The 21312-nt window shown below is 41.5% G+C and carries 16 protein-coding genes; 12 read left to right on the forward strand and 4 right to left on the reverse strand.

Translation table 11 applies throughout. From position 1 onward, the window contains the following. Window positions 1-203 precede the first annotated feature (203 nt). The 4 genes from WDB87_RS08865 to WDB87_RS08880 all read left to right on the forward strand — a co-directional run bounded on the left by WDB87_RS08865 (window position 204) and on the right by WDB87_RS08880 (window position 5461). Entirely contained in the window at window positions 204-1475 is a 1272-nt protein-coding gene (locus WDB87_RS08865; protein ID WP_337849678.1) for a hypothetical protein, read from the forward strand. 3 nt (window positions 1476-1478) lie between these two features. Beyond that, window positions 1479-2027, forward strand: coding sequence for a condensin complex protein MksE (locus WDB87_RS08870; protein WP_337849679.1), 549 nt, complete (start codon window positions 1479-1481; stop codon window positions 2025-2027). After that, window positions 2024-4801 carry an ATPase gene (locus WDB87_RS08875; protein WP_337849680.1) on the forward strand — a complete coding sequence of 926 codons (2778 nt, stop codon included), beginning with the start codon at window positions 2024-2026 and terminating at the stop codon, window positions 4799-4801. The genes WDB87_RS08870 and WDB87_RS08875 overlap by 4 nt, the downstream gene beginning before the upstream one ends. Window positions 4802-4909: 108 nt before the next feature. Next, a complete protein-coding gene (locus WDB87_RS08880) occupies window positions 4910-5461 on the forward strand; it encodes a DUF4136 domain-containing protein (protein ID WP_286244657.1) in 552 nt (183 codons plus the stop codon). A gap of 431 nt (window positions 5462-5892) precedes the next feature. On the opposite strand, the gene WDB87_RS08885 is transcribed toward WDB87_RS08880, so the two are convergent. After that, complete coding sequence (locus WDB87_RS08885; protein WP_337849681.1) at window positions 5893-6381, reverse strand: peptide-methionine (S)-S-oxide reductase; 489 nt, start codon at window positions 6379-6381, stop codon at window positions 5893-5895. A gap of 176 nt (window positions 6382-6557) precedes the next feature. On the opposite strand from WDB87_RS08885, the gene WDB87_RS08890 reads away from it, so the two are divergent. Beyond that, entirely contained in the window at window positions 6558-8411 is a 1854-nt protein-coding gene (locus tag WDB87_RS08890; RefSeq protein ID WP_337849682.1) for a TonB-dependent receptor plug domain-containing protein, read from the forward strand. Window positions 8412-8788: 377 nt separating this feature from the next. Here the strand turns inward: WDB87_RS08890 and WDB87_RS08895 are convergent, their stop codons facing one another. Then, on the reverse strand, window positions 8789-9052 hold the full coding sequence (locus tag WDB87_RS08895) for a YkgJ family cysteine cluster protein (protein ID WP_055015194.1): 264 nt from the start codon (window positions 9050-9052) through the stop codon (window positions 8789-8791). 169 nt (window positions 9053-9221) lie between these two features. Here WDB87_RS08895 and WDB87_RS08900 point away from each other — a divergent pair, with 169 nt between their 5' ends. From WDB87_RS08900 to WDB87_RS08920, 5 genes are all read left to right on the forward strand, one after another. After that, the gene (locus WDB87_RS08900) at window positions 9222-10403 is read left to right on the forward strand and encodes an efflux RND transporter periplasmic adaptor subunit (RefSeq protein ID WP_337849683.1); all 1182 of its coding nucleotides are present in this window, start codon (window positions 9222-9224) and stop codon (window positions 10401-10403) included. Further along, complete coding sequence (locus WDB87_RS08905; protein WP_337849684.1) at window positions 10400-13549, forward strand: efflux RND transporter permease subunit; 3150 nt, start codon at window positions 10400-10402, stop codon at window positions 13547-13549. Before WDB87_RS08900 ends, WDB87_RS08905 begins: the two co-directional genes overlap by 4 nt. A gap of 698 nt (window positions 13550-14247) precedes the next feature. Further along, a complete protein-coding gene (locus tag WDB87_RS08910; RefSeq protein ID WP_286244663.1) occupies window positions 14248-16044 on the forward strand; it encodes a SulP family inorganic anion transporter in 1797 nt (598 codons plus the stop codon). Between the two features lie 132 nt (window positions 16045-16176). Beyond that, the gene (locus tag WDB87_RS08915; protein WP_286244664.1) at window positions 16177-16344 is read left to right on the forward strand and encodes a hypothetical protein; all 168 of its coding nucleotides are present in this window, start codon (window positions 16177-16179) and stop codon (window positions 16342-16344) included. A gap of 119 nt (window positions 16345-16463) precedes the next feature. After that, window positions 16464-17354 carry a dienelactone hydrolase family protein gene (locus tag WDB87_RS08920; protein ID WP_337849685.1) on the forward strand — a complete coding sequence of 297 codons (891 nt, stop codon included), beginning with the start codon at window positions 16464-16466 and terminating at the stop codon, window positions 17352-17354. 80 nt (window positions 17355-17434) lie between these two features. Here the strand turns inward: WDB87_RS08920 and WDB87_RS08925 are convergent, their stop codons facing one another. Together WDB87_RS08925 and WDB87_RS08930 are read right to left on the reverse strand one after the other, a co-directional pair. After that, window positions 17435-17779: a lactoylglutathione lyase gene (locus tag WDB87_RS08925; protein ID WP_286244666.1), complete on the reverse strand. Its 345-nt coding sequence runs from the start codon at window positions 17777-17779 to the stop codon at window positions 17435-17437. Window positions 17780-17792: 13 nt separating this feature from the next. Further along, window positions 17793-18728, reverse strand: a complete 936-nt coding sequence (locus tag WDB87_RS08930; RefSeq protein ID WP_337849686.1) for a LysR family transcriptional regulator — start codon at window positions 18726-18728, stop codon at window positions 17793-17795. Window positions 18729-19252: 524 nt separating this feature from the next. Here WDB87_RS08930 and WDB87_RS08935 point away from each other — a divergent pair. Further along, window positions 19253-20356: an L-dopachrome tautomerase-related protein gene (locus WDB87_RS08935; RefSeq protein WP_337849687.1), complete on the forward strand. Its 1104-nt coding sequence runs from the start codon at window positions 19253-19255 to the stop codon at window positions 20354-20356. 119 nt (window positions 20357-20475) lie between these two features. Further along, window positions 20476-21264, forward strand: coding sequence for a glycine betaine ABC transporter substrate-binding protein (locus tag WDB87_RS08940; RefSeq protein WP_337849688.1), 789 nt, complete (start codon window positions 20476-20478; stop codon window positions 21262-21264). Window positions 21265-21312: the final 48 nt, after the last annotated feature.

Raw genomic sequence — 21312 nt, forward strand, 5'->3', positions numbered from 1 at the left:
ATAACCTTTGATATAGTTTTAACAGGACACATAAACAACTTGCGTTTAAGTGTTCCTAATTTTGGTGCGGATTCTAGCACCACAGATATGCAAAAACTATTATTAAATGGTCTTAAAAACGAATACCATATGCAGGTAAAATACGTAATAATGAGTCCTTTGTAAGAACTCAATAATAAAATACTAGGATGTTGTAATCTCTTATGATCCCAGCTAAAAAGCTGCTAAATACCCTTAGCGAACATTGGGGTGTGTTAGAGCTATTATTTAAACGTTTTAAAATGGCCGACTTTAGCCTAAAAGACGTACAAAATGCCATTAAGCAAAAGCAGCCCACGTGGACAAACGAGCGCATTTACAAAGAAACTAACCGTTTGCTCAATCAAGATATACTCATTCCATTGGCTAAATCTTCTCAGCTTGAAATTAACCGTGCCATTGCCGACTTTGCCACCTTTTTATTACAAGAGGAACACCTAGGCTTAGCACAAGAAATTAGCGTTTTGGTTGATGATTTAGCCCGCCTAGGAAAGCGTTTAGATAATGCCGGCGAAATGGAAGACTTTGACGATTTACGCCGCTATAGCCGCATTATGGATGATCGGGTACGTAAAATAATGAAGCTTTACGCGCACAACGAAAACGCTATTTTAAATATTGTTGAGCAAGCTAAGTCTGATCACGCTGTGCAATCTTTGCAAAAGCGCTACAAAGCCGTAATAGAAGCCTTTGACGAATACATAGAGCCGATGCTTGAAATGGTCGATATTCGCGGTGATTTTCATGCCTGCTTTACACTTATTGAGCAACAAATAAGTAAGCAAATAGAGCACATAGAGCGCTCGGGTAAAGCTTACAACGACAAACGCATGCTTGAGCAATTACGTACCCGTATACTCGAAATGCATTTAGTTGGCCGAGAAAGCTTACGTAAAAGTGCCGATATGCTTATGCCACTGCGCGAAGAGCTACGCCGTAATAACTTAATTACCCGCCAAGCAGCAAAAGTGCTTGGCCTGGTGCGTAAAAATGGCGTAGACAATATGCTAAGTGCGGTACAGCCAAACTTTGTAAGCGATGCGCAGCGCTATTCGCTTGGCCAGCAGCGCCATATAGTGGCTTACATGGCAAGCCTGGTAGAATTTGAACACGAAGAATACCAGCTTCCAGAGCAACAAGACGTACCGGCTTTTGTAACGCCTAATATTCCTGACTATCAAGATGTTAAAACAAGCTTTGCAAAACGCTTTAATAAAAAACGTAAAAAGCCCCAGCCATTACTGCAATTTTTAGATGAGAGCTACCCCGATCTAGACGCCGACGAAATGCTATTTTTATACCAAAAACTAGTCAGCGACAGTGAAATTCACATTAGCCAAAGCGATGAAAAAACACGCGTAAAAATAGCCGGCCAACACTTTTCGTTATACCCATTTAATTCAGCGCCTCAGCCAGATACACAGGCAGACGAGTAAAACATGACACATATAAACCTAAACGAGCTTACGCACCTACAAGCCATTAATAAAAAATTAGGTGCGGGTTACCACATTTGCGAACAAGACAACGTAATGTGGCAAGAGCTTGACCAGCACATAGAATCTTACAGCGCCTTATTTAGCGCCCTTGGCCACGACTTAAAGCACGACAGCCGCGGCTTTTACTACTTTGCCAGCGACGAAAGCACGCCAAACATGGGTAAAATATCCCGTGCTATTGCACTGACTATTTACATTTTAATTGAGCATTTTGCCAATACGGGTAAAGACCCTATGCGCGCCTTGTTTGACGAAGTAAACGATTTAGAACTGATGCAAACCTTAGTGCAAATTAACAAACACTTGTTTGATCAGCTTGAGATATTTTCGGGTTCAGACTTGCGTAAAGACGTTTACCTGCGCATGGTGCGCTTAGGTTTAGCCCGCGAAGTAGAAGGCGGCTTTATGCTACAAGCGCCTATTCACCGCTACATTGATGCACTGATGGAAGTAAACGAAGAAACCTACATCACGGAGGACGAGCAATGAAAAACTTATACGGACTAAGTAAACTCGCCCTACTTAATACCGCAGGCTATGCAAAGTGTGTGATCCCACTTGATAAAAGTAGCTCTATTTGTGCCCCAAACAATACCGGTAAAAGCTCGGTTATTAACGCCCTGCAATTTCCGCTAATAAATGATTTACGCTTAACCGAATGGGACGGGCACGATTTAGATGAAACCCGTAAATTTTATTTTTCATCGGATCAGTCGTACATTTTACTAGAAGCTAACCTCCCCCATGGCTCGGTCGTTATTGGTGTGGCGGGCCTTGGTAAAATAGCCGGTTACGCGCATCAGTACTTTTGTTATCAGGGCAAACTTGATTTAGCGCAGTACACGCAAGGTAATACCATAATTAAATTTACTAAGCTGTTTAATCATTTAAAAACGCAAGGTTACAACCCAATAGAGCTAAAATCACAAGAGCTAAACGCCCTACTTACCGGCGGCGCTACCCCGTTTGATGGCGATATTAATTTAAAAATGATACCGCTTAATAACGTGCAAGACTCAGCCATTTATAAAGAAATATTTAGGCGTATTCTTAACTTACACAAATTAGGCGCAAGCGATGTTAAACGCTTTATGCTGCGTGTATTTGAGCGCCATATGTCAAACTCTAAAGTGGACTTTTACGAAGTCTGGCGTCGCTCATTTGATAAAGTAAACCGGGCTAAACGTGAATTAAAAGCCCTTGAATCAATGCAAGAGCCAATAAGCGCGCTTGAATCAATGCTTGAAAACCAAACCGTGCTTAAAGGTAAGTTAGCAGCCTACGCACCAAAAATTGACCAAGCCCTAATAGACTTTGATACCTACCAAGAAGAGCAACTAAGCGAACTCGCCATTGCCCTTGAAGACATTGAGCACGAAAAACACGAATTTGAACAAAAGCAAAGCCTATACGTGCAGCAATCGCGTGATATAGAGCGCAGGCAAACCCAAATTGAGCAGTGGTTTTTAGATTACAGCGCTTTAAAAAGCGAGTTTGAACTAGTAAATAAAGCCACCCTCAAAGCAAACCTTGTTCAACTAAAGCAAGATTACGAGTCGCTTTCGCACTCAATAACCAGTGCACAAGGGCAAAGCCTGCACACCCTTGATTACCGCATTAGCGAAACGCAAAAACAAATAAAAAGCTTAAAACTGCAGCTTAAAAACCTTGAGTTTAATTTGTTTACTCGAATGCGCGAAGACCTATCACTCAAAGAAGTAGAAGAAATATCGCGTATTTTAAATCCCGACTTACTCTCGTTTGCCACCACCAGTAATGGCGATATAAGCATTGATGACGAAGACGCCTTTGGGGAGTTTTTATCGCTATTAAGTGAAAACGTAAAAGGCGGTGTACTTACCCTTCCTGGGGCAAGCATTAAACTTAAAAAGCTCTCGCCTGTGCAAATGCAAAGCGGTGAAAACAAAGCCCAGCTGAGTGCTCAATTAGACGCGCTTGAACGCTCCTTAAAAGAGTTTAAACAACAGCGCGAAGTAGCCGCTAACGTGGCAGATAAACAAAAAGAAAAAGATGCACTTTACGATGAGCTAATGAGCGCAGAGAGCGCCCTAAAACGTTTAGAGCAATTTGAGGTAATGCAGCAGTCGGTAGAAGCGCAAGCCATGCTAAAAGAGCAATTATTAGCAGAGCGCGAACAAGTTGATGATTACCTGCAAGACATACAAAAAAATAGTGGCTCAATTGCAGACAGACGCTCGTTAATTAAATCGAAACAAGAGCAAATTAATCGCCAAACCGAGCGCCTTCGCCAAGTTAAAAGCGAGCGAATTGATCATACTCTCGATTTATACAGCGGGAAAGTAACTCCGTACATGATTGATATAACAGTCGACTTTGATAACTTAAGCGACCTAGTACATCACTTTAATAAAGACTGCCAAGAGCTGCGCAATTTTGACATAAACGTGCGTAATACCTATTTGCATGTATATAACGCAGGCATTACTAAGTTCGATAACGAAAACGACGAATTTACTAAATACCAAAAACTAATTAGCGCATTTCATAACCTTGATAACGAACGCGATGCCGTTGAGCGCCAAGGACGCGTAGCTCTGACTGAAGTAGCCGCAACCATTAAAGGCTTGCGAGAGGATTTAGATCGCCTGCGCCGCGAGATGAATAGCTTTAATAAAGGCATAAGCCAGCATCGTATTTCTAACCTGCAAGCGTTTAAAATTAACGTAATACCGCGCAAAATGCTGGTTGATAGTATTGATACTATTATCAGCACGTCGCATCAGTTTGAGCAAGGCGACACCCTTGATTTACTAAGCCAAGAACCCTACAGCGAAAGCGCGGTAAACGAAGCAAAAGATCACTTAATTAAACTCGCATCAGATAAAGCGGGCCTCACCTTAACTGATTTATTTGATATTCGTTTTGAAGTGGTAAACCGCGCAGGCGAAACCGAACACTTTGAAAAAATCGATTCAGCCGGTTCAAACGGCACACGTATTACTATTAAGTTATTATGTGGCATGTTGTTTATTCGTTACTTATTAAGCGATCAAGAACAAAACCTTTACCGTATACCTATTTATATAGATGAAGCGGCCGATATCGACCCGCAAAACCAAAAAGCAATTATAGAAACCGCATTAAGCTTTGGCTTTGTGCCTATATTTGCCTCAGTTAAGCCACAGGTAAGCTGTGATTACATTGTACCTATTCGCTCAGTAAAAGATGGCGCACAAAACTGGGTAGACGAAAAAGACTGGATAGAAGTTGAACACAGTTAATTGGCCGTTAAGGCAAACTAACTAAACTAAAATATAGGACGTTAAACTAATACACATTTAAACAATGTGTGTTATTTTAAATTAACGCATTTTATTGGAGCAAAGGTAATGAAAAATATACTTATTGTTGCAGCGCTAGCACTACTTACAGCCTGTACGCAAACCCCAGACTGGGATTACGACAAATCAGCCAACTTTAGTAATTTTAAAACATTTGCTTGGGTAGAAAACGCGAGCCTAACCAAAGATACCACAAACTACCAAATTAACGGTTTAATGGAAAAACGTGTACGAACAGCTGTAAACGCTGAGCTTAGCCAAACGTTGGGGATGAGGCTAGTAGATCCAGCCCAAGCTGATGTGTTAGTTAACTACCATGCATCGGTAGATAAAGAGCTAGAAGTAGACAGCTTTAACGTAGGCTACGGCGCACGTTGGGGGTATTGGGGTACGGGCTTTCAACGCGATATTAGCGCCCGCGAGTACGAAGTAGGTACTTTAGTAATTGATATTATTGACCGCGAATCAAACCAGCTGATATGGCGCGGTGCTAAAGAGGGCCGTTTAAAGAAAAAACAATCGCCTGAGCAACGCGAAGCATCAATTAAAGAAACAGTCGCTAATATTTTAAGCAACTTCCCGCCGCACAAGCAGCTGTAAATTAACATTAGCTTTAAATAAGTTTTAAAAGCTCACAGTATGTGAGCTTTTTTGATGCGTGTATATTTTTAGAGACTCCAGAGCTAAATAATTACGAGCTACGCTCGTCACGTCAGTAAGCTGCACGTATACAAAACACCGTGTCAAACTTTACTTGTAGGCGCTAAGCTTGCTTGCGCGAGAAGCGCAGCTTCTCATTACTTATCTTTATGTACTTACCTTCACTTTAAATTACGAGCTACGCTCGTCACGTCAGCAAGCTGCACGTCTACAAAACACCGAGTTAAACTTTACCTGTAGGCGCTAAGCTTGCTTGCGCGAGAAGCGTAGCTTCTAATTACTTATCTCTATGTACTTATTTTCACTTTAAATTACGAGCTTCTTTCGTCACGTCAGCAAGCTGCACGTCTACAAAAACACCGTGTATAAACTTACGATTTATACTTATACAATAACTCAAGGGGTATATGGCAATAGTCATCAGGGTGGTTAGTTAATCGGTCTTGATGCTCTGCATCGCTTGGTACGTAATTAGTAAGCTTCTCAACGCTTACTACAACTTTTTCTGCATCACTGCGCTTATTTATATAATTGCTTGCTGCGTCTAAATGGGTTTGGTGTTTACTGTAAATAGCAGTGCGGTATTTAGGGCCTACGTCATCTCCTTGTTTATTAATACTGTATGGGTCAATAATTTCAAAAAAGTAGTCAAACAGCTTATTTAGGCTAACGGCGTTTGGGTCAAAAATTACCTTTACGCATTCTGCATAACCATCGTAGTCGCCACCTGTCGTTTTATTTGTACCATTAGCGCGTCCTGCTTCAGTACTTATTACGCCTGGTAAGTGTTTCATAAACTCTTGTACGCCCCACAGGCAGCCACCAGCAAAGTAAATAGTATTGTGTTCTTTAGTATTCATTATAAATGTTACCTAATGAGAAAAGTGTGAATGGTTATCAAATGCAGTTATTAACAAATTAATGTACAATCGCGCACAAAATGACTGCTGTTATATTTGGCTATTTTATCATGCTCAAATATGAGCTTTGAAATTTATTGTAACCGCAGCTTCAAATAAAAAACGACGAGAAACACATGAACCGCACACCACACATTATATTACCTGCCCTTTTATGCAGTGTTACCCCATTTACTTATGCTAATACGCTACCTAATGAGTCATCAATCGAGCAAATAACGGTTGAAGCCTCACCTACAGCCAATAAACTGCCTGTGGGTACATTTGACTCGCCTATTTCTAATTTAGAGTACGACCCACGTGTTGATCTTCAATCTCGTAATATGGCTGAAGCGCAAGCTGATGTAACTATTCGTGGTGGGATTTTTGAAAATACCGGTTTTAGAGTAGGAAGCGCTACCCTGCTTGACCCGCAATCGGGCCATTATTTTGCTGAAATACCTATTGCACCACAAATGCTAAGTGGCCCAGATGTTTTAACCGGTGCTGATAACGCACTGTACGGTATGAACAGCTCTGTAGGTACAGTTTCGTTTGGTTGGAAACCAATTATTACTGGCGGTAGTGTATCGCTTGGCACTGGTACGAACGACTTTAACCTGCAAAGTATTCACGCTGCTAAAAACACTCAACTTGATAGCTTAGCTAACTATACCCTGGGCTTTGAAGGTGAGTACTCTCACTCGCAAAGTGATGGCACCATTGATAATGGCGACCATGACTTTTCGCGCGCCTCAGCACGCGTGCAATTAGCAAGCGAGCATAGCCAAACCGATTTATTTTATGGCTCGCAAGATAAGTTTTTTGGCTGGCCTAACTTATATACCCCTTTTGGCGTTAACGAAACTGAAGATCTAGAAACACGCCTTTGGATGCTTAATCACAAACAAACCTACGCTGAGAACAGTCACTTTGAAGTATCGGCGTATTACCGTACCCATGACGATCACTATATTTACTCGCGCGAAAACCCAAGTGCATTTGAAGCTTTTCATAAAAGTGAAGTTAAATCGCTTGCTCTTTCGGGTCGCCATACACAAAGCGATGCACTGGCAATAAATTACTCGGCACAATTTATTGATGACTCGATTGAATCAACAACACTTGAAAACAACTTTACCTCACGAAAATATTATAAGCTGAGCGTATTGCCCCAATACACAATGGCTTTAAAAGCGAATCAGCAGCTTACTTTTCGCTTAGGGGCTGCGTATGACGATACAAACCGTGATGATGCTGAAGTATCAGCTATTGGTGATATAACCTTAAGCACCCAAAACAGTGACGGCACAGCGCAAAGTATTTATTTATCATACGCGCAAGCGAGCCAAGTCGCAGGCTACACAGCCATTGGCGGCAGCGATTCTGGCGGGTTATTTAGAAGTAACTACAACCTTGAGCGCGAAACAACGTCAAACTTAGAGCTTGGCTTATTACTTGAAGAGCAAAGCTGGCAGTTAAACTCGGCTATTTTTTATCGAAAAGATAATAACTTAACCGACTGGACCTTTAATTTTGACTCCACCTCTGCGCGCTTTGCAAACCCCGTTGATATTGATACTGCAGGGGTTGAATTTTTAGCGACTAAACACTTTGATACGGCAAAACTTATTGCTAGCTATACCTATTTGCATAAATCAGAAAACTACGGCGCAGCCGATATTGATGCCAGTTTTTACGCGTTAAACTTTCCTGATCACCGTTTAACACTCGGCGCTGTGTACAACCCAACTGATATTTTAGAATTTAGAATAGATAACGAATGGCGTACACAACACAAAAACGCGCTTAGAAACGGCCACGACAACGCGTTATTTACCCAGCTAACGCTTAAAATAACCCCGCCTCAGTTAAGCAATTTATTTATTACTTTAGCGGCTGATAACTTATGGGATGAGTCGTTTGAAGAAATACCAGGTACACCAGGACGCGGTGAGCAATATACGTTAAGCGCAACGTATAGTTGGTAGAAAATAAAGCCGGCGTTTACAAACTCAATTTATACTTTGATTTGTAAACGCTGTGTTTTTTATAAAAGCACTATTTTAGACAAAAAATATCCCACAAAGAGAAGCGAATGAGAAGTAAATGAGAATACACAAACCAACTATTACTTAAAGCTAATCTCTTCCTCTAAAAGCGCAGCAACTCTTCCCCTCCTTGTGATTTATTCACTTTTACAGGCTTTGCCTGTTACGTAAGCAAGCTTTACGTCTACAAAACAACCGTATACCTGCACATTTGCGGTAGACGCTGAGCTTGCTCGCGTTAAAAGCGCAGCTTTTAATTACTTAAAAAATTACTCGGTAATAGATAAATGTTAATATATGTGTATCAACCCCGTGAGCTAGGTTAATTGCTCAAGCTCGGTTATAAGTGCTAGAGCCTCTGCATTAGTTGACCCACACACATCAAATGTGGCGCTAAAATCACTACATACTTTTGGGCGGCTTTCATCGCCAAATAATTTACATAAATTACGTTCATCTAGCTGAATACAACGCTCTCCGGCTTTTTTACCGTTTGGCATCCCGGGGATTGGCGAGCTAATACTTGGTGCAATGCAGCATGCACCGCAGCCTAAACGACATGCCATAGGCTCTGTTTTCATAATAACCTCAGTTAATAAAACTATGCAATTTGCAGTGTGATTTCACCCATGCATAGTCAATTGTTTAATTGTAATACACACATGTAATGCTTTGTTACATCTTCAAACGCCTTGTAAACACTTTATTGCGTATTATTGCCTTGTCACCAAATATATGAAGGAATGCCTTGTGGCTACTAAAAAACAAATTTTATTACCTGTCGCAGTTTTAGCTGCCGGAATTGCACTGGCAATTGGCCTTTCAGCAATGAAAACGCCACCAGAAGAAAAACCAGAGCAAGACACTCGTCCACTTGTTGCTGCGCAAAACGTAAACATTGATGCCATTACGCTTGATGTAAAATCGTACGGCGTTGTAAAACCTAAAGACCGTACAGAGCTTGTTGCGCAAGTAAGCGGGCAAGTTATTTCAGTAGCCGAACAATTTGTTGAAGGCGCGTTTGTTAAGCAAGGCGATATTTTAGCACGAATTGATCCAAATGATTACGAAGCCGACTTAATTGAAGCCCAAGCAGGCCTTGCACAAGCAAGTTCAGCACTTGAAATTGAGCGCGCACAAGCCCATGTTGCTAAAGCTGAATGGGAACGTATTAAATCAGACTCAAGCGATGCAATTGCATCTGAGCTTTATTTACGTAAACCACAACTTGCCGAAAAAATGGCAAATTTTAAATCTGCTCAAGCCCGTGTAAAACGCACTAAACGTAACTTAGAACGTACCTACATTAGAGCCCCATATGATGCCATTATTAACGAGCGCACTATTAGCTTAGGCTCTGTAGTAAGTGCAGGCAGTAAGTTTGGTGAGCTTAGCGCGACCTCGGTTGCAGAGGTACGTTTACCGGTTGCAGATAAAGAGCTGCAATACTTAAATAATGGCGGTATAGGTGCATTGGTTACACTTAATGCAGAATTTGCCGGTAGGCAAACTACCTGGCAAGCCAAGGTTGTACGTAGCGAAGGTGTTGTTGATCAAACTAGCCGTATGAGCTATTTAGTTGCGCAGTTACCTACACCGTATGCTGATAACGCTAAGCCACTGCGTTTTGGCTCATACATTAACGCCACCATAAAAGGCCGCGCGCTTGATAACGCGATTATAGTGCCGCACCATTTAGTTAAAAATAACAAAATTGCTATTTTAAACGACAATCACACCCTTAGCTTTAAAACGCTTAATATTGTACGTGAGCAAAATGGCATGGTAATAGCCGACCAAGGGTTAAATAATGGCGAGCAACTTATTACCTCTGCCCTTGAATACCCAACAGAAGGCATGGCGGTTAAGCTAGAAGGCACTGAGCCTAAAAGCGATGTTACTCAATTAGCACTTAAAGAGGATACGCCATGAATACCTCAGAAAAAGGCTTAATTGCATGGTTTGCACGTAACCCTGTTGCGGCAAACCTCATCATGATTTTTATACTTATTGGCGGGCTATTAACGGCGCTGACCATTCGTAAACAGGCATTTCCACAGTTTGAAAGTAACTGGGTGAGTATTCAAGCAGTATACCCAGGCGCCGCCCCGCAAGAGGTTGAAGAAGGTATAACCATAAAAATTGAAGAAAACCTTGAGGGTACCGAAGGTATAAAACGTTTAATTACTTACTCTAACCGAGGTTATGCGCAAGCGTGGGTAGAAATAGAAGAAAAATACGACCTACAAGAAGCCCTAGACGAAATAAAAGCGCAAGTAGACTCTATTAATACCTTTCCGGCTGGGATGGAACGCCCCGTTATTCAACGTGAAAAATTTCAGCAAGAGGTAATGATCCTCGCGCTTTATGGCGACATGAGTTATTACCAGCTTAAAGAGCTAGGTAGCGACATAAAAGATGAATTACTCGCATTACCTGGCGTTAACTTAGTTGATTTTTACAGTGGCCTAGATTACGAAATAGGCATAGAAATAAGCCCCGATAAACTGCGTGAATATGGCCTAACATTTAGAGATGTTTCAAGCGCTGTGCAAAACTTTTCTACCAATATGTCGGCAGGGCAAATTCGCTCTGACACAGGCTATATTTCAATGCGTGTTGAAAAGCAGGCATATCGTGGCGGCGAATTTGCAAAGCTTCCGCTTATAACGCTTGCCGATGGCGCACAAATTAATTTAGGCGATGTAGCGACGATTAACGACGGCTTTGAAGAAGGCCTACTTTACTCTAAATATAATGGTAAAAACTCACTCTCGTTTGAAGTAGATGCCTCAAAAGATCAAGACATAACCGATGTAGCTAAAATTCTTAAAGGCTACATGGCAGAAAAACAGTCAAAACTTCCGCAAGGCGTAAAGCTCTCACCTATTGTTGATTTAACTTACTACCTTGAAGGTCGACTCGATATGATGATCGACAATATGGTATGGGGCGGTATTTTAGTAATGATAGTGCTGGCGCTGTTTTTACCGCTGCGTTTAGCTTTTTGGGTAATGATGGGCTTACCAGTTTCATTTTTAGGTGCTTTTTTGTTTATGCCAATTGGCTTTTTAGACATCACCATAAACATGGTGTCGTTATTTGCCTTCATTATTGTACTTGGGATTGTGGTCGACGATGCCATAGTCGTAGGTGAATCGGCCAGTGCCGAAATAGAAAAACATGGCCATAGCCTTGATAACGTTATTCGTGGTGTTAAGCGCGTAGCGATGCCTGCAACCTTTGGGGTATTAACTACTATTGCAGCGTTTTTACCACAAGCTATGGCATCAGGCCCAGGTGCTGCGTTTTCTAAAGCCATTGGTGTAGTTATTATACTGTGTTTGATTTTCTCGCTGATTGAATCAAAGCTAATATTACCTGCGCATATTGCAGCTATGAACCCGCGTAAACCTAACCCTAAAAACCCATTACATAAACTGCGTAATATAGTTGATAACGGTTTAAAACACTTTGTGCAAAACTACTACACGCCTTTTATAGGCCATTGTATACATTATCGTTATACCGTAATTATTGGCTTTTTATGTATATTAATAGTCAGTGCGGGTATGTTTGCAGGCGGGTTAGTTAAGTTTGTACCTAACCCTAAAATACCGCATGACTTTCCGCGTATTACACTTGAAATGAACCTTGCCTCTTCGGAGCAGGCAACCCTTGAAACCGCCCGTAAAATAGAAGATGTATTACTCAAAGTAGATAAAGAGCTTGAAGAGCAATACGGCCAAAGCATGATACGCGATTTATCGGTAAGCTTACGTGGGCGTACAGAGGCTAATATTATGGCTATTTTAGTAGAGCCACACTTGCGCCCTATCGACACCTTTGAATTAAGCACCCTATGGCGCGAACAAATGCCACCGCTACCAGGTGTTAAAACGCTTAATATTCAAGATAATATTTTTAGTGGCGGACGTGATGACGGCGACGTAAGTTTTAGACTGCAAGGCAAAAATGCCGATGAGTTAAAAGAAGTAGCCGGTAAATTAAAAGCTAAACTACAAAGCATGGAAGGTGTAGGCGATGTAAACGACTCACTGCAAAGTGCCACCGACGAAGTACAGCTAGATTTAAAACCACTAGCCTACAGCATGGGACTTACACTTGCCGACGTTGCATCGCAAGTAAGCTTTAGTTACTACGGATTAGAAGCACAGCGTATTTTACGCGAAGGCGAAGAAATTAAAGTAATGATACGTTACCCAGAAAGCGAGCGTAACTCAATTAGCAACATTCAAAATGCGCGTATTATTACGCCAACCGGCGCAGAAGTGCCGTTAAGCGAAGTAGCCGAAGTTAAGCTTGTTGATGGTGTAAACCGTATACGCCGTGAAAACTCAAACCGTACCGTTAATGTGTGGGCAGCGGTAAATACTGACCAAGTTGAACCATTTGCTATTGCACAAGAAATTCGCGATACCTATTTACCTTCGCTGCTTAAAAGCTACCCAGGCGTTAAAAGTAATGTGGCTGGGCGCGTACAAGAAGAAATGGACAGCGCCGATGAGCAGTTACGCGACTTTGCTATATCGCTGATGATTATATTTGCGTTATTAGCTATACCGCTTCGCTCTTACTCGCAGCCGCTTATTATTATGTCGGTTATTCCATTTGGTGTAGTAGGTGCAATGTTTGGTCACGTAATATTAGGCATGACCATGAGCGGGCTGTCTATGTTTGGCATTATTGCAGTAGCGGGCATTGTAGTAAACGACTCCCTCGTAATGGTTGATTTTGTAAATAAAGCACGCGCAGAAGGTATGGCTATTAAACAGGCTGTTATGCAAGCCGGTGCAAAGCGCTTTAGAGCTATATTGCTTACTTCAATTACTACCTTTATTGGTGTAATGCCAATTATTATGGAAACCAGCTTACAAGCTAAAATAGTTATTCCTATGGCGGTATCGCTGGCCTTTGGTGTGCTTTTTGCCACGGTAATTACCTTAATACTTATACCTTGCCAGTACGTAGCACTAGAAGACGCTAAGCGCCTAACCCGTAAGCTATTTGGTAAATCGCAACCTATAACTGCTCAACCAACACCTACAAATAATTAAAGTTTCTCTCCCAACCATTAAAGCTCGGCCTAATACGCCGAGCTTTTTATTTGCCCTGCATTATTAATAGTTTTTATAAAGTGTTTCAAATAAATTATAGGTAATTATTTTAATAATATCAGCGTATTATGCGCCCTCAATTTAAAGCATCGCTAACGCATTAGAATTTTATTGTTTAGCATTAAGCTCACACCGCAATGGTTTTGAGCCGCTTAACTGTTAAGTGCCCTCCACTTAGCTCTAATAACGAGGGCGTGTTGACCTTTGGCGTTTGAATTTGCAGCAGTATGTTTGGTTTTTAGGCAAGGCAGAGCCTATGAAGTGTGGTTACTCCCCATAAATAGGCGATAACGTAGCATAAATGCCAAACATACGCTGCCCTTTGGGTTCTGCCTAGGGGCGATAAACTCTTTGTTGCCTACATGGATGTAGGTAAGGGGCGTGAGCAGGACGCGGAAGCTTTGCTCGGTTTTTACTTATTCTTACATGGATGTAAGTCATTAGAATAACGCAGGAGCAGTTATCGAGCCCACTAGGTTACAAACCTCGCGCCGCGATTTGATCGCACCTAGATTGAACAAATTTCAATCCGCAAAGATCAACACGCCCTATACACGTAAATTTAAAACACCAAAACATACTGCTATTCGCTAAAAGCGCTATGGCATGTAGTTTATTTATGCACGTTAAGGAACCCTATGTTTGATTTAATAAGCAAACGCAGCGCTAATTTAAAAAATGATGTATTAGCCGGCTTAACCGCTGTGCTTACGCTCATTCCCGAAGCCGTTGCGTTTACCTTTGTAGCGGGAATTGACCCCATGATGGGTCTTTATGGCTCGTTTTTTGTTGGCTTTATTACCGCCGTGTTTGGCGGCCGCCCTGGTATGATCTCGGGTGCGGCGGGCTCCATGGCTGTAGTCACTACCGCCTTTATTATTATGTTTGGGCTGGAATACTTGTTGGCGGCCGTGGTATTAACCGGTGTGCTGCAAGTTGTGTTTGGCGCTTTTAAAATGGGCAAGTTTATAAGGCTACTACCTCACCCCGTAATGCTTGGCTTTGTAAACGGCTTAGCCATAGTAATTGGTATGGCGCAATTTGGCCAATTTAAAGAAAACGTTCGTGTTGTATACGATAAGCAACACGATATGTTTACCTACGCGGGCGATTGGATGCAGCTAAGCAGCCCAGCCATGCTTACCATGATGGGGTTAATAGCGTTAACCATGGCCATTGTGTATTTTTTACCACGCTATACCAAAGCAATTCCTGCGCCCCTTGCCGCTATTGCCGTATGTACGGCGCTGGTTACATTTACCCCGCTTGAGTCAAAACTTGTTAGCGACGTTGTGTACACGCAGCGTACTTCAATGATTGAAAAAGAAATCATTACTGAAAACTTTGCTGCGGTAAAAAATCAAATTTCTCATGGGCAATACAGCGAAGCTGCGCAAAATATAGCATTAGAGCGCCCAACTGATGCACAAATTATGGCTAAATGGCAAGCTAACGAAGCGCAAAAAGTAGCAGAAGGATTAAAAGAGACTGCCGATCCGCTTGATGGCAGTTTAAAAGGTGCATTACCAAGTTTTCACTTTCCGCAAATTAGCTGGGATTTAACCAATAGCGACTCGCTCGATGCGCTAATTACCGTGTTAATGCTTGCACTTATTTTGTCATCGGTTGGGCTAATTGAAACGCTTATGACCCTTTCGCTTATTGATGAAATAACACAAACCCGCGGGCAAGGTAATCGCGAGTCTGTGGCACAAGGTTCGGGCAATATTTTAAGCGGTTTATTTGGTGGCATGTGCGGCTGCGCCATGATTGGCCAAAGTATGGTGTGTTTAAATTCAGGCGGCCGAGGCCGTGCTGCTGGCATTGCTACCGCTTTATTTATGCTGGTATTTATTTTGTTTTTCCCAAGCTTAATTGAAATGATCCCGGTAGCATCATTAATTGGCGTTATGTTTATGGTGGTTATTGCTACGTTTGAGTGGTCATCTTTGCGCTTATTTGGCCGCGTTCCAAAGTCTGAAATATTTATCATTATTGTTGTATCAACCGTTACCGTATTGCTCGATTTAGCCGTAGCCGTAGGTATAGGTATTGTTATTTCAGCCTTAGTTTATGCGTGGAATTCTGCAAAAGAAATTCGTATTCAATGCAGCGATGAGTCTCAAACGCAAAAAACTTACCAAGTAGCAGGCAACTTATTCTTTGGCTCTATAACCTCGTTTAAAGAAGGGTTTAACCCACATAACGACCCACAAAAAGTGTGTATTGATTTTGCCAATGCCAGAGTGTGTGACCAATCAGGTATTGAAGCTATACATGGTTTAAGCGTACGTTATAAAGCATTAGGTAAAACGTTGTATTTACGTCACTTAAGCCCTGAGTCTGCCCAGTTATTACAAAAAGCCGGTGATTTAGTTGAGGTTAACATTGTTGAAGACCCTAAATACCCTGTAGCCAACGACGCTATGGCGTAACAAGCCAATTAGATAACTTACTTAAAAAGCTCGGAGTTTTCCGAGCTTTTTACTTTAAATCAATTGTTTAAATTATTTTCAGCTGGTAAGTTAGGCCCTTAAATTGACTCCAATACATAAAAGGATGTAACTATGCCACTCATACAAATTATTCTATTTATTGCTTTTGCCGTGTTAACTACAATTGGCTACAAAAAGAATAACCGTAACTTAATGCTATTAGGCGCCATTGCTATATCGTTCGCGTTTGTGGGGCTCGACTTTTTAATAGGCGTAGATGAAGGGTTATCAGACAGGTAAGCTAAAACTCACTCAATAGCTAATTTTATATATAAAGAGATAAACTGCTCGTTTTTTACTCCTAATACGTTATGGTAATAAATAACAATACATAACTAATAATAATGGAAGGAGCAGCCATGAATACCCCGCAATCAGATCATATCCCGCAAGAAGCCTTTGATTGGTACGATGAATACGCCCACGGCTTAATGGACAGACGTACATTTATGAAAAAACTAGGCGGGTTAGCTGCACTTGGTTTTTCAATAAGCGTACTAACCAGTGCCCTATTACCCAATTATGCGTTTGCAGAGCAAGTATCGTTTAATGATGACGATATTAAAGCCACCTACGAAGAATTTGATTCGCCAAACGGGCATGGTAAAGGCAAAGGTTACTTAGCAGTGCCTAGCAAAATTGAAGGTAAACTGCCGGTTGTATTAGTTATTCACGAAAACCGTGGTTTAAACCCATATATTAAAGATGTAGCAAGGCGCTTAGCCAAAAAAGGCTTTATTGCCTTTGCACCCGACGCACTCTATCCGCTTGGTGGCTACCCAGGCAATGACGATGAAGGCCGCGCCATGCAAAAAACCATGGACAGAGCTAAAATTCAAAACGACTTTGTAGCCGCTGCCCACTTTTTAAAAAATCATTCAAATAGCAACGGCAAGCTAGGGGCTGTAGGTTTTTGTTTTGGTGGTTATATTGTTAATTACTTAGCGGCGGTTGAGAGTGAATTACTCAGCGCGGGCGTACCCTTTTATGGCACCCCTGCCAGTGAGTCACTGCACAAAAATATAAAAGCGCCTTTAATGATTCAATTAGGTGAGCTTGATAAACGCGTTAACGCTACATGGCCTGATTATGAAAAAAGCTTAAAAGCTAATAATGTTGAGTACACTATGCACATGTACGAAGGTGCAAACCATGGTTTTCATAACGACTCTACTGGGCGTTATGATGAGCAAAAAGCAGAACTTGCTTGGCAGCGTACCTTAGCGTTTTTGAATGAAAAGCTAAGTTAATCAGAATATAATGCCACCAGCTTAAAATGGGTGGCGTTATTTAAGTTAATTGACCTAAGCTCTGATTAACTAAGCTTTGGCTAATTAAGCTCTGTAATATGTAAAAGCTCGCCCGAAGGTCCCCACAAATAAACCACTTTCCCCCACGGCTCTTGTTTTATCCCTTCAAAGCGAATATCAAAGTGAGTTAATTTGCAAATAATGTTAAAGGCTTCGTGAATATTTAATACACACACTTGCAGCATTAAATTTTCAGCAAATTCTTGGTTGTAGTAACGCTGTAAAAAGATGCAGCATTCACCTGATGTTGCAATACTTAAATCAGCTGACGCCCGCTGAACATTAAAGCCCAGCGCCTGATAAAAGTCACACGATTGCTGATAATTTTTACATGGCACAAACACTCTAATATCATCAACTTGCATTATTAGTCCTTAATTAGTCAAGCACGGTTTTATCAATAATCCCTTTTGCAATAAGGGCTTTTAAAATACCTGCGCTTTTTTCTCTAAATGCATCGCGAAGTAAGCGCACGGCTGGAGTGATTGACTGCCTGCTTGGGCATACTAGCCAAAGCTCTGTAGGTGTAGGTTTAAAATTTGCCATAACGTTTACAACATTACCGGCAAGTAAGTCGTTAGACATATCTAAGCAGGATTTAACTGCAAGCCCTTTGCCCGATACACACCAGCGCCTTACTAAATCGCCATCGTTAGTTGCGTGGCCTCCGTGCAATTTTACTTTAAACTCTTCCCTGGCATCGCTAAATACCCATACATCTTTAATTATATCTTGCAGTTGATAAAACAGCCCTTTATGTTCAGTTAAATCATGTGGATGAGCAGGTGCGCCGTGTATATCAAGGTAGCTTTGTGCTGCGCATAAAATACGCGGTACGTCGCAAATTTTAAAACCGTACATGCTGGCATCGTTAGGTTTACCATAACGCAGTGCAATGTCGACCGAGTCACGATAAAAGTCGATATTACTGTCGCTAATATTGGCGCGAAGGCTTAACTGAGTGTGAGTTTGCATGAACTCGTCAAGCCATGGGATCACAATGTTGCGCCCTAAATCAGAAGAAAGCGCAATACGCAGCTCGCCATCAATTATATCGTCATCGCTTTTAAGTGTATTTTTGGCTTGTTCAAGCATTGCCAATGCTTGCTGGCATTGCGGAATGTAGCGCTCGCCGGCTGCAGAAAGCCTTAAATGACGAGTGGTGCGTATAAATAATTCAAAACCTAAAGCCTGCTCTACCCTTTTTACAGCAGCACTTGCTGTGGCGGTGCGCATATCTAAATTTGATGCTGCAGCAGTAATACTTTTAAACTCTGCCACTTTTAAAATTACCTGTAAGTCTTCTAAAAGCATTGTGTATTAATCCATTATCAACTTAATAATTTAATTATTATTTTTGGCAAAATTAAGCGCTTTAGGTTTGCTTACAGTGTATTGAGCAACCAAAAAGTGATTTATTGTCTATTTATATTTGACAATGCTTAGCTATTGCGCGGTTTATCAATATAAAGGCAAATATTACACTGTACCCATCAGCTAGTCACTAGCCACTATTTATTAAATTAGGACAATCTTTAGTAACGCTCTATTAGCTTGCTTGCTCTCAACGGGGCTTAAAACCACTTCGTTTATTAAACGCTTTTAACTATATGTGTATTAGTAACCCCAGCTTATGGGCATTAGCAGTATGTTTTTAAAGCAAATTTATTTAAAGCAAGCGCTCGCCCACCAATTAACCAATGTTTTTTGATAAAGATTCAATCATTACCCTGTTTATTGCACGAAAACTCTCACCTATTATTCACCTCAACACAGCGAAGTCATTCAGGCTATTTAAATCGCTTTACTTTATTTTTTAGCATAACGGGTATCACAGTATGAAACGATTAAAAACCACCTTAGCAATAGCAACCGTGTCATTAGCCGTAAGTGCTTTTTCAAGCGCCTATGCAGCAGAGGTTGGCCCCCTTGAAACAGTGACTACGTTTAATAAATATCGCGGCGCTGGTATAACTATAACACCTGCAGGACGAATGATTGTAAGCATGCACCCGCTTGATGCACCAAAAACGCGCGTAGTTGAAATTATGGCAAACGGTGCTCAACAACCTTTCCCTACCGTCGATTGGGCAGACGGCCCCGAGCTTGGCAAAGTAGGCCTTGCAGCCGTAATTGGCGTGCATAGTGACAGCAAAGGTGTGGTGTGGATTTTAGACATGGGCAGCGAACAAGTAGCCCCAAAACTCATTGCCTGGGACAGCGTTGCTAATACCTTAGTTAATACTATTGAATTAAATAAAGACGCCGTACTTGCTAACTCATTTTTACAAGACTTTGTAATTGATGAGCGTAACGACAAAATTTACATTGCCGATATGTCATTCGGTAACTTTATAGGTGCAACCAAGCCTGCGTTTATTGTTGTTGATTTAAAAACTGGCGAATCAATGCGCGTACTTGAGGGCAATGCTAAGCTAATGCCAGAGGAACGAGACATTGTTATTGAAGCCTCTCCCGTTGCGTCTAAATCAGCAGAAGGTGAAACAACAAACCTGCGTTTTGGTTTAAACCCAATTACCATTGACGATAAAAACGAGTGGGTATACTTTGGCGCATTTACAGGCACACACGTTTACCGTATTCCGGCAAAAACCCTCGCTAATAGCACGTATTCAGATGCTAAAAAAGCAAAAAGCATTGAAGTGTTTGGCCCTAAAAACCCAAGCGATGGCATGACCTACGCCCCAGGTGGCGGTATTTTAGTAACCGACCTTGAAAACAATGCCATTGGCTTAACCACTAAAGGCCACTACGAAATAATTGTTCAAGACAAACGATTATCATGGCCTGATAGCCTAGCAGTGAGCAATGGTTGGATTTATGTGACACAAGATCAGCTCCACCAGCACCCTGCATTTAGCCAAGGCTTTGGTGATGCAAAACCACCTTATGTATTAACGCGTTTTCGCTTTAATCAGTAAAAGAGTGACTAGCGAGCCAGTTTTTGTACTGGCTCGTTAAAAGTTTTTACCAGCGAAATATTTTAAACATATGTGCTCTAGTTCAACTTAATTACTGGTATTCAAATAAGGCAGACCCTATGCGTAAACCAATTTTAAAAATGGGCGTAACCGATTTATCGTTTCATCATGTTACGGCCTCTTTAGTGAGCCATGTTTTAACTGATATGGGCTTTAACGTTGAGCGTGTTTATGCGCCGCATCAAGATAACTTTAAAAACCTTAAATCGGGCGATGTAGATTTACTTGCCTCAGCGTGGCTTCCTTCAAGCCACGGTATTTACAAAGCCGATGTAGAGCAAGTTATGCCACTCGTTGAGCTTGGCTTACATTATGAGCCTTATGCACACTGGGGCGTACCAGATTACGTACCGCAAAGTGCAGTAAACGAAATTAGTGATTTGCTAAAGCCAGATGTGCTTACAAAAATGCAAAAAACGATTCAGGGCATTAATGCCGGTGCTGGTATTACCCGTTTTTCTATTAATATGATGAAAGAATATGGGCTGACGAGCGCGGGATATGAGTTTTTAACCGGCACAGAGCATGACTGTTTTAGCGCGTTTGAAAACGCCGTTGCCACCCAAACCTGGTGCATAGTGCCGTTATGGAAGCCACAATTTTTGCATTACAAGCACACAATACGTGAGCTTAAAGAACCACAAGGGTTACTAGGCGTTGTTGATAGAGCTGTTTTACTCCTACGAGAAGATAAACAAGCGCTGTTTAACCAAGCACAGTTAAACACCCTTGATAAATTACGCTTTTCAAATGAGATCATTGCCGAGCTTGACTATAAAGTATGCAAAAACTTACAACCCCTCGATGACGTAACGCGTAATTGGCTTAATAACAATCCAATTAGATAGTAATTTGTGCTTTGTTTTTTTAAAAAAGGCTCAATATAAACAACATTC

The organism is Pseudoalteromonas sp. C12FD-1, from assembly GCF_037414265.1.
Taxonomy (GTDB): Bacteria; Pseudomonadota; Gammaproteobacteria; order Enterobacterales; family Alteromonadaceae; genus Pseudoalteromonas.

Bases quoted from the DNA above. Each gene is read 5' to 3' on its own strand.
- WDB87_RS08875 (WP_337849680.1), top strand. From the start codon at position 2,024: ATGAAAAACTTATACGGACTAAGTAAACTCGCCCTACTTAATACCGCA.
- WDB87_RS08935 (WP_337849687.1), top strand. From the start codon at position 19,253: ATGAAACGATTAAAAACCACCTTAGCAATAGCAACCGTGTCATTAGCC.
- WDB87_RS08895 (WP_055015194.1), bottom strand. From the start codon at position 9,052: ATGAAAACAGAGCCTATGGCATGTCGTTTAGGCTGCGGTGCATGCTGC.
- WDB87_RS08940 (WP_337849688.1), top strand. From the start codon at position 20,476: ATGCGTAAACCAATTTTAAAAATGGGCGTAACCGATTTATCGTTTCAT.
- WDB87_RS08885 (WP_337849681.1), bottom strand. From the start codon at position 6,381: ATGAATACTAAAGAACACAATACTATTTACTTTGCTGGTGGCTGCCTG.
- WDB87_RS08920 (WP_337849685.1), top strand. From the start codon at position 16,464: ATGAATACCCCGCAATCAGATCATATCCCGCAAGAAGCCTTTGATTGG.
- WDB87_RS08870 (WP_337849679.1), top strand. From the start codon at position 1,479: ATGACACATATAAACCTAAACGAGCTTACGCACCTACAAGCCATTAAT.
- WDB87_RS08930 (WP_337849686.1), bottom strand. From the start codon at position 18,728: ATGCTTTTAGAAGACTTACAGGTAATTTTAAAAGTGGCAGAGTTTAAA.
- WDB87_RS08915 (WP_286244664.1), top strand. From the start codon at position 16,177: ATGCCACTCATACAAATTATTCTATTTATTGCTTTTGCCGTGTTAACT.
- WDB87_RS08925 (WP_286244666.1), bottom strand. From the start codon at position 17,779: ATGCAAGTTGATGATATTAGAGTGTTTGTGCCATGTAAAAATTATCAG.
- WDB87_RS08905 (WP_337849684.1), top strand. From the start codon at position 10,400: ATGAATACCTCAGAAAAAGGCTTAATTGCATGGTTTGCACGTAACCCT.
- WDB87_RS08890 (WP_337849682.1), top strand. From the start codon at position 6,558: ATGAACCGCACACCACACATTATATTACCTGCCCTTTTATGCAGTGTT.
- WDB87_RS08865 (WP_337849678.1), top strand. From the start codon at position 204: ATGATCCCAGCTAAAAAGCTGCTAAATACCCTTAGCGAACATTGGGGT.
- WDB87_RS08910 (WP_286244663.1), top strand. From the start codon at position 14,248: ATGTTTGATTTAATAAGCAAACGCAGCGCTAATTTAAAAAATGATGTA.
- WDB87_RS08880 (WP_286244657.1), top strand. From the start codon at position 4,910: ATGAAAAATATACTTATTGTTGCAGCGCTAGCACTACTTACAGCCTGT.